The organism is Diaphorobacter sp. LR2014-1 (assembly GCF_002916785.1).
Taxonomy (GTDB): Bacteria; Pseudomonadota; Gammaproteobacteria; order Burkholderiales; family Burkholderiaceae_C; genus Diaphorobacter; species Diaphorobacter nitroreducens.
On the sequence record NZ_MTBE01000001.1, the window covers coordinates 404,070 to 415,493 of the forward strand.

General features: G+C 55.9%; 12 protein-coding genes and 1 tRNA gene. 4 read left to right on the forward strand and 9 right to left on the reverse strand.

Features of this window, described 5'->3' with window-relative positions; translation table 11 throughout:
* Positions 1-16 precede the first annotated feature (16 nt).
* Positions 17-1,297, forward strand: a complete 1,281-nt coding sequence (locus tag BV908_RS01855; protein ID WP_210433979.1) for a lipopolysaccharide biosynthesis protein — start codon at positions 17-19, stop codon at positions 1,295-1,297.
* On the opposite strand, the gene BV908_RS01860 is transcribed toward BV908_RS01855, so the two are convergent.
* From BV908_RS01860 to BV908_RS01890, 8 genes are read right to left on the reverse strand one after another with little or no spacing between them, the layout of a single operon-like run.
* Entirely contained in the window at positions 1,287-1,775 is a 489-nt protein-coding gene (locus BV908_RS01860; protein WP_103737033.1) for an FkbM family methyltransferase, read from the reverse strand. The genes BV908_RS01855 and BV908_RS01860 overlap by 11 nt on opposite strands.
* Positions 1,776-1,777: 2 nt before the next feature.
* Positions 1,778-2,017: a hypothetical protein gene (locus BV908_RS22040; RefSeq protein ID WP_146052196.1), complete on the reverse strand. Its 240-nt coding sequence runs from the start codon at positions 2,015-2,017 to the stop codon at positions 1,778-1,780.
* Positions 2,014-2,781 (reverse strand): glycosyltransferase family 25 protein, encoded by a 768-nt coding sequence (locus tag BV908_RS01865; protein ID WP_103737034.1) that lies wholly within the window; start codon positions 2,779-2,781, stop codon positions 2,014-2,016. Before BV908_RS01865 ends, BV908_RS22040 begins: the two co-directional genes overlap by 4 nt.
* Entirely contained in the window at positions 2,778-3,872 is a 1,095-nt protein-coding gene (wecB, locus tag BV908_RS01870) for a UDP-N-acetylglucosamine 2-epimerase (non-hydrolyzing) (RefSeq protein WP_103737035.1), read from the reverse strand. Before wecB ends, BV908_RS01865 begins: the two co-directional genes overlap by 4 nt.
* The gene (locus BV908_RS01875) at positions 3,859-4,950 is read right to left on the reverse strand and encodes a glycosyltransferase (protein ID WP_103737036.1); all 1,092 of its coding nucleotides are present in this window, start codon (positions 4,948-4,950) and stop codon (positions 3,859-3,861) included. Before BV908_RS01875 ends, wecB begins: the two co-directional genes overlap by 14 nt.
* A 10-nt stretch (positions 4,951-4,960) precedes the next feature.
* Entirely contained in the window at positions 4,961-6,121 is a 1,161-nt protein-coding gene (locus tag BV908_RS01880; protein WP_103737037.1) for a glycosyltransferase family 4 protein, read from the reverse strand.
* Positions 6,118-7,581: a helix-turn-helix domain-containing protein gene (locus tag BV908_RS01885; RefSeq protein ID WP_103737038.1), complete on the reverse strand. Its 1,464-nt coding sequence runs from the start codon at positions 7,579-7,581 to the stop codon at positions 6,118-6,120. The genes BV908_RS01880 and BV908_RS01885 overlap by 4 nt, the downstream gene beginning before the upstream one ends.
* Positions 7,582-7,599: 18 nt before the next feature.
* Positions 7,600-8,928, reverse strand: coding sequence for a nucleotide sugar dehydrogenase (locus BV908_RS01890; protein WP_103737039.1), 1,329 nt, complete (start codon positions 8,926-8,928; stop codon positions 7,600-7,602).
* A 74-nt stretch (positions 8,929-9,002) separates the two neighbouring features.
* On the opposite strand from BV908_RS01890, the gene BV908_RS01895 reads away from it, so the two are divergent.
* Positions 9,003-9,074, forward strand: a tRNA-Arg gene (locus BV908_RS01895).
* Between the two features lie 62 nt (positions 9,075-9,136).
* Here BV908_RS01895 and moaC read toward each other — a convergent pair.
* The gene (gene moaC, locus BV908_RS01900) at positions 9,137-9,640 is read right to left on the reverse strand and encodes a cyclic pyranopterin monophosphate synthase MoaC (RefSeq protein WP_103737040.1); all 504 of its coding nucleotides are present in this window, start codon (positions 9,638-9,640) and stop codon (positions 9,137-9,139) included.
* Between the two features lie 111 nt (positions 9,641-9,751).
* Between moaC and BV908_RS01905 the strand changes: the two genes are divergently transcribed.
* Both BV908_RS01905 and BV908_RS01910 read left to right on the forward strand, forming a co-directional pair.
* Positions 9,752-10,534, forward strand: coding sequence for a hypothetical protein (locus BV908_RS01905; RefSeq protein ID WP_103737041.1), 783 nt, complete (start codon positions 9,752-9,754; stop codon positions 10,532-10,534).
* A gap of 65 nt (positions 10,535-10,599) precedes the next feature.
* The coding region (locus BV908_RS01910) for an IS630 family transposase (protein WP_103737058.1) at positions 10,600-11,424 on the forward strand (825 nt) is incomplete at its 3' end.

Sequence of the window (11,424 nt, forward strand, 5' to 3'; positions counted from 1 at the left end):
GTGAGGAAAGCCTAGATTGTTGAAGGTTGAGCAGTTGCTTGGTAAGCCATTGCGTAAGCTGCTGAATGGGCCAATAGCACGAGCAACCATCCGCACCAGCTTTGTGCTGGGGCTACGCTTATTAGTACAGGCCGGCACACTACTACTGGTCGCCCGCATGTTAGGGCCATCAGACTATGGTGCTTTTGCCGCAATTGCTGCACTAGCCGTGCTCATGGGCACCTTTGCCACTTGTGGCACACACTTGGTGCTGCTGGCTGAAGTGTCTAAAAGCCCCGACCAGCGCCAACCTGTATTGGCCTACGCCGTTCCCATAACCCTCATCAGCGGCAGTGTGCTGTTTTTGCTCTATTTGGCTACAGGCCAATTTTGGCTGGCCAGCACCAGTGTGCCGTTGCAAGTCATGGCCTGCATTGGCCTGACGGAAACCCTGCTGCTGCCGCTCTACCTGCTGCCTGCCACGGAAGAGCTAGCACTAGAAAAAACCGCTCGATCCCAGCTTTTGGTTATCTTCCCATTGGCGCTGCGCATGGCCGTGGCGGGCATAGTTATGCTGCAGGCACCTGCGCAGCCTTTAGCCCTATTTGCGTGGCTCTACCTAGCCACTGCGTTGTTGGCTTTGGTCTGCATGAAAGTCTACAAAAATGATGCTTGGCTACAACCCAAGCACTGGAAGCTGCCCAACCGCGTCCAACTCAAACACAGCATTGGCTATGCCACGCTCAGCCTCACCGCGGCTGGCCCCAGTGAGCTGGACAAGATGCTGGCCGTCAAACTGCTGCCATTAGGGGTGAGCGGCCTGTATGCAGCTGCATCTCGTGTCATAGGTGCGGCCACCTTACCCGTGACGGCACTCTTACTCTCGGCGCTGCCCCGTCTATTTCGCCAAGCCGGTGAACACAGCGCCCAAAGCCAACGCTTAAACCGCTGGATTTACCTCAGCGTGCTGATATATGGCATGGCGTTGGCTAGCCTGCTCTGGTTCGCCGCCCCTGCGGTGCAATGGTTATTCGGTAGCCAATATCAAGGTATGGGCGACATGCTGCGCTGGCTTTGCATTGCCGTACCGGGCTTGGTCTTGCGTTTAACCGTCGCTAGCATCTTGATGACCCAAGACAAGCCCTGGCTACGCGCTGGGTTTGAAGTGTTTGGCATGGCCACCCTCGCCATAGCCGCCTTCGCCCTATATCCCCAGTTTGGCGCCAAAGGAATGGCGTTGGCATTGGCGGCATCAGAATGGGGCATGGTGCTAGCGGGGGTGGCTTTTATTAGATTCAAACACCAAGTCAGCTATTAAGCTCAGCAAATTCTGGCTGAATGAATATGGCGGTATGTACAAGCTTGGAGTATAAAATGTAGTCAAAACTGGATAGATATTTATTGATTTCCGAATCAACAACTTCTGGAATATTTTTTGATTGCAATTCAACTAAAATAATTTTCGGCTTAAAACGACCCCAATCATTAGACTTTAAGACATTAAAGTCGAAGCCTTCCACATCTACACTCATGACATCAATGGCTTGCCCTGGTTGCAGGTTGTCTTTTAGTATCGTAGATAGTTTTTGCACTGGAATTTTAATTTTATTACGCAATTTGATTGACATCTGGGATAGTAGGTTTTCAGCCAAATTTTGTGAAAAGGTGCTATATGCCCCATCTTCAAATTGATAAAATAAAAGTTCACCTTCAGAATCAGATACGCCTAGATTTAGGTTTGTATCTTTTGGTCTATGTTTTTTGAACAGGGAAATCGCTTCTGGTGAGGCATCAATATTTAAGCCACTCCAACCTCTTTTAAAAGGCTATAGGTGTTCGAGTAGCGAAATGGGTGGTGCGCACCAATATCGACATAAAATCCATCGTCTTTATCTAAAATCCTGTTCAATATTAAATCTTCACCTTCTTGGCTATATGTTTTTTTGCCACCCTTGAAGCCATAGGTGAATCTAATTCTCTGATATATATTCAAAATCCAGCTTGGCGATTTTTTTTCTATCATCGATTTGATCTTCATTTGATGCTGACCTTGCTTAATTGTCTTGAGGTAAAGCCAATGAAAATTAATATTTTCTTAAAACTTCTGGAAGCCATATTAGAAATTCCATCATTGATTATTTTTTGAACAACTCCGATAGTTTTTCTCTCTGTCTCTAACCGACTATTTTTTAAATCAATTGGGTGTTTGAAAATATCTGAATAAAAAAATCTAATCTCCAGCTTGAAGTAATACTCCCAAATATCTGACCTTCGTAGGCAAGATTTTTGGCTTTTAACTAATTTTTCAGCTGCCGCTCGATTTAAGGCGTAGCAACAAGCTCTTGTTAGGAATGGCATGGATATTTTTGGAACTTTCCAGAAGTTATCGCTGTGTAGCTGCCCAGAAAGATATTTTGCATTTTTCATTCCTTGCTGCCCGCCCAAAACAACAATAGCAGGCTCATTTCGCAATTTTTTTGTGATATTTAAGGCTTCCGTAAAATCAGTGTCACAACCTTCTATGTCATCTTCGATGATGATGCAGTAAGGAGCATCTGATTTCAAAAATTGTTGTAAGCATTGAAGATGTGAAATTGCACAGCATTTTTCACCCAAACTTAATGGGAGCCTAGTATTTTCAGGGCAGTTGTTCTTGTAACCATTAACAATAATTTGACTCTTGGCTTCAGAGGCGTCAATTGCCTTTACCCATGTAAATTTATCCCAGTGAGCAGGAAATCTATCTTTTAATAAATCCCGCCTCTGTTTGTCGCGCTCCAAGCTGATTAAATAAATTTTCATACTGGTTTTTTCAGCAATTGCGTCAACTTTACCCCAGTCGTGCCATCCCCATAAGGCATACACACCCTGGCCATGCTTTGGTAGTGTTCGGGCTCGTTAAGCAAACGTGTAGCCTGCTGCACGATGGTGGCTTGTTCAGTACCTACCAGTTGAGCTACGCCTTCACCCACGGGCTCGGGACGTTCTGTGGTCTGACGCAATACCAGCACAGGTTTACCCAACGCTGGAGCTTCTTCTTGCACGCCACCGCTGTCGGTCAATATCAGGTGGGCAGCTTGCATGGCGGCTACAAAGTCAAAATAGTCCAGTGGTGCGACCAGCTCAATTCTGGGGTGTCGGCCCAACATGGTGTGGACCAGTTTCTGCACATTGGGGTTGGGGTGGACGGGGTAGAGCACGCGCACATCGGGGTGTTGTTCCAAGATTTGCAGCACAGCGTTAAAAATGTTTTGCAGCGGTTGTCCAAAGTTTTCACGCCTGTGGGCGGTCAATAGGATGAGGCGGCCTGTTTGCTGGCCGGGTGCCGGCATTTGAGCCACGGTTTGCAGCAGTGTGTCTATACAGGTGTTGCCTACTACATGAATTTTTCTGGGGTCTATGCCTTCTCGTCGCAGGGCATGGGCCGCACTCTCAGTGGGTGCAAAGTGCCACTGGGTGATGCGCGAGACCATTTGGCGGTAACCCTCTTCAGGGAATGGGTGCTGCAAATCATGGGTGCGCAGGCCTGCCTCAATGTGGCCAAAAGGCACTTGGGCATGAAAGGCCGCCAGCGCCGCGCCAAACACAGTGGCGGTATCGCCTTGGGCCAGCACAGCGTAGGGCTGTTCAGTTTGAATGATGCCTTCCAGCTCGGGCAGCATGCGGCCCAGTACGCTATTGAGGCTTTGCTTGGGCTGCATGATGTTGAGGTCGTAATCCACGGCAATGCCAAAACGGGTCAGCATTTGATCGAGTAAATCACGGTGCTGGGCAGTGACGACAACGATGCAGCGCGCCCAGTTGCTGCTTTGCAGGGCACGAATGACCGGAACCATTTTGATGGCTTCAGGCCGCGTGCCAAAAATGCACAGGACGGTTTTACGCTGGGTCATGGTTTAGCCTTTTCAAGTCTTGTTCTAGGGTGGAGGTAATGCCGCTCCAGTAGATGTTTTGTGGCGCAGCGACCAACTTGCGGTCTAGCAGTTGCTGGGCCAGTACAGTGGCCAGGCTGCTGGGCTGGCTGGATTCAGCCAAATATGGCTCTAGCTCTTGCGCCTGCTGCGGGAAGTTCGCCGTGAGATTGGGCGAACGGGTGGCCACGATAGGACGCTGGCAGGCCATGGCCTCGGCAATTTTGTTGGATGCGCCAGCATCCATAAATGGTGATCGGCGATAGGGAATGGCCAGCACATCAGAGGCCGCCAACGCATAGGGCACATCGGCAAAGGGCACATTGCCCAGGTAACGGATGCCGGGTTGATCAAGTTGCAGACTGTTATGGGCTTTGCCACCCAAGAGCAGTTCTATGCGTTGCCCTTGTTCACGCAGGATTTGCACGGCGGCTATCAGGTCTTGTACGCCACGGTCTGGCTCCATGCTGCCAAAGTAGCCGACATAGGTGGCATCTGCAGGCAGTTGCAGTTTGTGCCGCGCCTTGGCTTTGTCTATAGGGCGAAAATGGTTGGCATCCAGTCCGTTGCTCAATATCGCATCGTACTCAGGCTGGCCCAAGCTATGTAGCAGAGCATGGCTGGCAAACAGACGCATGTCGGCAGTTTTCAGCAAGTGGCCAAACAGGTCAAAACCCAGCGGTTTGATATAGCCGCCAAATTCATCATATTTGTCATACACATCAAATATGAATTTAGCCCGGAGCTTTTTGGCGATGCGCTGCGCCATCAGGGCTATGTAGCAATCCCCACTGGCAATCACCATGTCTATGGGCTGGGTAGTTTGATAAGTGCCCAACAAATAGTGCTTGAATACGGCCAGATTTTTAACAGGGGTGGAGGTGATGGTCAGTGGCCCATCGCTGCACTGGATGGTGGTTTTGCTGTGGTAATCCACCAGCCACAAGGTCACGCTGTGGCGCTGCGCCAAGTGCAGAGGGAATTGGTAATTACGGCCAAATTTTTCCAGCAAGGCATCGCGGTTGGTATTAAAGCGTTTTCCAATAAATAAGAGCCTCAAAAAATGCTCCTCAATAATCCAATGGATTAGTGCCCTTCGCCAGCATGTGCCATAGCTTTTGCCCCATTACTGGCCATGCAAACTGCGCCGCAAAAGCACTGGCGCGTGTTTGCCATGCGCCGGGGCCATCGGCCAGGATTTGTAGAGCGGCCTGCGCCAGTGAAAGGTAATCTCCGGATGCAACCAAATGGCCAGACTCCCCCTCAGCCACCGCATCCACAACTCCCCCCGTCGCAAACGCCACCGTGGGCAGGCCATGCGCTGCAGCTTCAATGGCCACCATGCCAAAACCTTCCGGGTCTCCAGGCAATTGGCGCACAGGAAAGATGTGCAGGGCCGCACTTTCATAAGCGCATGCCAACTCTTGCGGGTCGGTAATCACACCCAGAAAGCGCAGATGCTGGCCAATGCCCGCAGCATCGGCCACCGCCTGGATGCTGTCGCGGGATTGCACATCGGCATGCAAGGAATCTGCAGGTGCCTCCCCCACAATCACCAACAACGTATCGGGTGCGGCCTGGACGATGGCAGGTAAGGCATGCTGGACAAATTCACGCAGCCCCTTGCGGGTGGTCAGGCGCCCCACAGACAGCAGCAAACGCCGCCCCCCCAGCTGATAGCGCTGACGAAAATCCTGCAACGCTGTGGCGCTTTGTGGCGCGGTGGGCAGTGTTACCCCAGGATGGACGATGCGGATTTTTTCGGCTGCTACGCCCAGGTTGCGTGCCAGCTCGGCGGTGGGCTGGCTGTTGGCAATCACGCCATCCATGCGCCGGATGGCCGGGTGCCACACTGCGCGGTAAGCGGGGTGTTGCACAGCGGCATCCAGCCCATGCAAATACACATGGGCATGGGCGCCGCTGGCGCGGGCAGCCAGCCAGGCGGCAGGGGCCGTCAAGCCGCTTCCTGCCAGCACGATGTGTGGCTGAAAGCGCCGCGCCACTGCCACAGCCTGCCAAGCCGATGCCAGCAAAAAGCGAGGCAACGGGCGCAGTGGCACTTCGGTCACTGGTACGGCAGCAGGGCGCTGCGCTGCAGAGCCGCTGGGGCCAATCAATTGCACTTGCGCAGAACGCGATAGTTCATCGGCAATGTGCCAGTTCAGCCGCTCCATGCCGCCGACCAGTGGCGGCAGGTTGCGCGTTATGTGCAGGATGCGGGGCTGGATCATGGGCGCTCCTGCTGCAACAGCGCTTGCCCCGCTTCGGTCAGCCGATAGCGCTGCAGGCGGCTGGTGGGTTTGTCGGGGAGGGTCATTTCGATGTGCCCTGAGTCCAGCAGGCGGCGAATTTGCTTGTGCAACTCGCCCGATACGGTGGTATGGCCCAGTGCCTTGGCCAGATCGGCTTTGCCCATGGGCTGGGTGGTCAGGTGCATGAGTACCTTGGCTGCCAGTTTTGACTCTAGCCGCGACCCTAGCCGCGACTCTAGCCGTTGCAGGATGGGGGTGTCATCCGCAGGTGCAGGCGTTTGTCCTGCCGCGTGGGGCTGTGCCAGCCAGATACGCAGCCGAATACCGGTGGCTATTTCCTCAATCAGGGGTTCGGGCAGGCCTTGTTGTGCGGCGGATTCAAAGATGCGCTTGATGCCGCTGCCCCATTGTTCGGTCAAGCCCAGCTCGCGGAATACGCGGGCAATCACCGGGTTGCGGATACGCGAGATGCCGCTCTTCATGTCCTCAATGGTCATTCCTGGTAGCAGCAGGCCCGGGCTTTCAATGTCGATGCGATCGTCAAAAAAGGCCACGCGAATGGGGGTGCCGCGTTGGGCGTAGTCGCTATGCACTAGGGCGTTGACGATGGCTTCGCGCAGTATGGCCAGCGGGATACTCCAAACGTCTTCGCGCCGCATGGCACCAAAGCGGGCAGTTTTGTAGGCGTGTTTTTTCAGGAACAGCTCAATTTGCTCCACCGTGTCCGGTAGCAGGGCGCGGATGTCTTGCTGATCGAAGATGTCCACCTTGTCTTGGCCGCGAAAACGCCCGCATTGCACCCAGGCATCGGGGAAGTACAGTTCTCGGTCAGGGCTGAATAGCAGCACGGCACCCCTCGTGGGCACCATGCGGCCCTGCTCGGGGCGCAGTAGCTTCAGGGTTTGCAAGCCCTTGTCGCTCAAAGAGCGCTGCGGCCCAAACAGGCGCGCGATCGATGCCATGTCCAGGTCGTTACGGTTCAATGTGGGCATGGGCTGCTCGTCAAAAACTTGGCCCAATGCAAGGCGGTGCATCTCTGCAATCCAGTCTGGCCCTGCCTGTCGGTTGCTGGAGCCCAGGCGTATGTAGGTGCCGGTTTCCACCCCTTGGCTGCTCAGGTAATGTGGTCGGGCGCTGCTGGGAAAGACTTCGATCACCAGCAAGGTGCGGTTTTCTAAGCTCAACAGTTCCACATGGGGAATCAGGCGTGGCGAGATGCTGTCTGCAATCAGGTTGCAGAGGCGCTCTTCAGCATCCAGCGGGTCTGTCACGCCCAGCAGCGTGCGGTCATCGTCCACACCGATCACCAGACGCCCGCCCGCTGAATTGGCAAAGGCCACCAGGGTCTTGAGCACATTGCGCGGTGACGACAGGTCACGCTTGAACTCCAAGGTTTTGCCCTCGGGCTGTTGCAGAAGAAGATGGGCGGGCTGGGGCATGGCGGCAGCTTGTGCTGATCAGGCCGCAACCACACTCACCGTACCCACACCCAGCCGCCCACGCGTATCCACGATCAAACGGGCGTGCTGCACCAGCTGCGGGTAGTCAAATCCATCGTGGTCGGTAGCCAGCACCAGGCAGTCGTAGCTGGCGATGCTCTCGGGCGTCAGGGTCACCGATTGCAGGTCAAAGTGGTAATCGCGCTTGCGCGGAAACACGGGCACATGCGGGTCGCTGTAATCGATGTGCGCGCCTTTGGCTTGCAGCAAGTCCATGATTTCCACAGCGGGCGATTCGCGCGTGTCATCAATGTTTTTCTTGTAGGCCAAGCCCAGCACCAAAATGCGGCTGCCTTTGATGGCCTTGCTGCGCTCGTTCAGGGCATCGGTGATTTTTTCTACCACCCAGTGCGGCATGTAGTGGTTGATTTCGCCCGCCAGTTCTATGAAGCGGGTATTCACGCCGTATTCACGCGCCTTCCAGGTCAGGTAGAACGGGTCGATGGGGATGCAGTGCCCACCCAGGCCGGGCCCCGGCTTGTAGGGCACGAAGCCGAAGGGTTTGGTGGCAGCAGCATCAATCACTTCGTGAATGTTGATGCCCATCTTGTCAGCCACGATCTTCATCTCGTTAACCAGCCCAATGTTCACGCTACGATGAATGTTCTCCAGCAGCTTCGTCATCTCTGCCGCGCGGGTCGAACTGACAGGCACCATCGTTTTGATCGCATGCTGGTACAGCGCCATGCCCAGCGCCAGACAGCGGGGTGTGCTACCACCAATGACCTTCGGAATGTCCTTGGTCCCGTAATCCGGATTGCCCGGGTCTTCGCGCTCGGGTGAAAAGACCAGAGCGCAGTTGACACCGGGCACCAGGCCCCGGGTCCGCAAGCGCGGGGCCAGCACCTCTTCGGTGGTGCCGGGCCATGTGGTGCTTTCCAGGCTCACAAACTGGCCTGGGCGCATGAAGGGCAAGGCGGCCTCGATGGTGTTGATGATGAAACTCAGATCCGGCTCGCGGTGTGCATTCAGTGGCGTGGGCACGCAGATGATGAGCGCATCCACCTCTGCCGTACGGGCGAAATCCGAAGTGGCCTCAAAGCCCTGCGCCTGCGCACGCTGGATGGTGCTGGGTGTAATGCGTTCGATATAGCTGTGGCCCGCATTCAGCTGCTGGATTTTGTCCTCATCAATATCGAAGCCGACGACTTGCAGGCCGACTTCGGCAAAACGCAATGCCAAAGGCAGGCCCACGTAGCCCAAACCGTATATACCTACGCACGCCTGCGCTTGGGCAATACGTGTTTGCAAAGTGTCGAGTAGGGATGGTTGGGAGGCATCGGACATAGGGGGTACTCAAAGAATTTCACGGATACACGCAAGCAGTATGATGCGCACCTTCTTGTGTGCACCATTCTTCTGCCCGTAGCTCAACTGGATAGAGCAATTGCCTTCTAAGCAATAGGTCGGGGGTTCGAGTCCCTCCGGGGGCCAGCCTCAGCGCTTCCAAAAACATAGCTGCTAGCGCTTGCTGTGATTGGCTTTACGCCCAAAATCACCCCACACCTCCAGGGGCATGGACGAAGCTCCCCGACTTTCCCCCGTGCTTTTCCAGTACCTGCACGCCGGTGATCACCATGCGCTTATCAGCCGCCTTGCACATGTCGTAAACCGTCAGCAGCGCTACCTGCACCGCCGTCAAAGCCTCCATCTCCACCCCTGTGGGGCCCACCGTTTCCACCGTGGCGGTGCATTGCACGCTGCTGGCCTCGCGCTGCAGCGCGAACTCCACCGCCACCCGCGTGAGCGCCAGCGGGTGGCACAGCGGGATCAGCTCGCTGGTGCGCTTGGCCGCCATGATGCCGGCAATGCGCGCCACGCCGAGCACGTCGCCCTTCTTGGCCGTGCCGGACTCCACCAGCGCCAGTGTGGCGGGCTGCATCTCGATGCGGCCCGTGGCAATGGCCACGCGGTGCGTGGCCGGTTTGGCGCCGACGTCCACCATGTGGGCCTGGCCTTGGGCGTCGAAGTGGGTGAGGGGAGAGGGGGACGTTGTCATAAGGCGGGTTTACAACCGGGTGCGAAACATTCCAATGGCCGGGGCATCATACGGCCATGTGCAGATGGCCGCGATTGATGGCCGGCCCGCCCGCACGTGCCAGCCCGCGGCATGGCTTGGGCGCTTAGTTGCACGGCTGGCCTAGCGCTGCTCTTTCCTGCCCACTGGGATCTGGACAAACTCTCGGAGGGTTCGAACGTCTACTTCTTCCCCCAGCAGTGGGGCAAAGTCATCGACCACGCGGAAAGCGCCGAGGGAGGGCTGACCACCGTCACGCAATCTGCCGATGGTCTGCTCACGCTGCTGACCAACGGCAAGTTTCAGGGCAACAATTCCGAACAAGGAGAGATGATTGCTCAGAAATCAATTGCGCTCATTCCGCTGCTGCACACTGCGCAGCGCGACACCGCACTGGTTATCGGCTACGGCACCGGAATGACTCCGCGTGTGATCCACGAGAACGAATTTCGCTCTTTGGACATCGCCGAGTTGTCGGAGGATATGGTGCGGCTGGCCGACCGGCATTTTGAGAATATTAACCATGCAGTCACGTCCCAGCCCGGTGTAAACACGTATTACACCGATGGGCGCAACTTCCTCTTGACGCAATCCAAGGAATACGACCTTATCAGCATCGAAATCAGCTCCATCTGGTTCGCGGGTGCCGCCAACCTCTACAACAAGGAGTTCTACGAGCTGGTTGCCCGCCGCCTCACCGACGAGGGTGTGCTGCAGCAGTGGGTGCAGCTGCACCATATGCGCCCTTTGGATTTTCTGTACGTGATGCAATCGCTGCGCGCTTCGTTCCGTTATGTGTGGTTCTACGTGAGCGGCGGGCAGGGTATCGTCGTGGCTTCCAACAACGCCGAAGCGTTCCCTAGTGTCGTGAGTTAAAAATTCATTGAATTATTTTCTGCCAATGCAGTCAGTCGTGTAGTGTGTTGCACGACGAGGTGCCCATGAGCGGAAGACCAAAGACTCCATTGGTGTTGAGCGCGACGGAGCGCGAACAACTGATCGCGCTGACCAAGCGTCGCAAGACAGCGCAGGCCCTGGCCTTGCGAGCACGCATTGTGCTGGCCTGTGCCGAGGGCCTGGAAAACAAGGTGGTGGCAGCGCGTCAACGGGTCACTCAGCAAACGGTATCGAAGTGGCGCGGTCGGTTTGTCCAGCTGCGCCTGGACGGTCTGTTTGATGCGCCGCGCCCGGGTGCGCCGCGTACGATTGACGATGCCCGAGTCGATGCCGTCATTGCCAAGACGCTGGAGTGTGTGCCCGCCGGTGCCACGCACTGGAGCACGCGCAGCATGGCGCGCGCCATGGATGTGTCACAGACGGCTGTGAGCCGAATCTGGCGGGCTTTTGGCTTGCAGCCGCACCGCCAGGAAACATTCAAACTCTCCAGTGATCCGCTGTTCGTCGAGAAGGTGCGCGACATTGTCGGCCTGTACCTGGATCCGCCGCTCAAGGCGATGGTGTTGTGCGTGGATGAGAAGAGCCAGATCCAGGCGCTGGACCGCACACAGCCGATACTACCGCTGGCACCGGGCATTGCCGAGCGGCGCACCCACGATTACATGCGCCACGGCACGACGACGCTGTTTGCGGCGCTGGACATTGCCACGGGCGAAGTGATCGGGGAGTTGCATCGGCGCCATCGCAGCGCGGAGTTCCTGCAATTTCTGCGTACCATCGAAGCCAACGTGCCTGCGGGGCTGGACGTGCATCTGGTGATGGACAACTACGGCACGCACAAGACCGCCTCAATCAGGGCATGGTTCGCC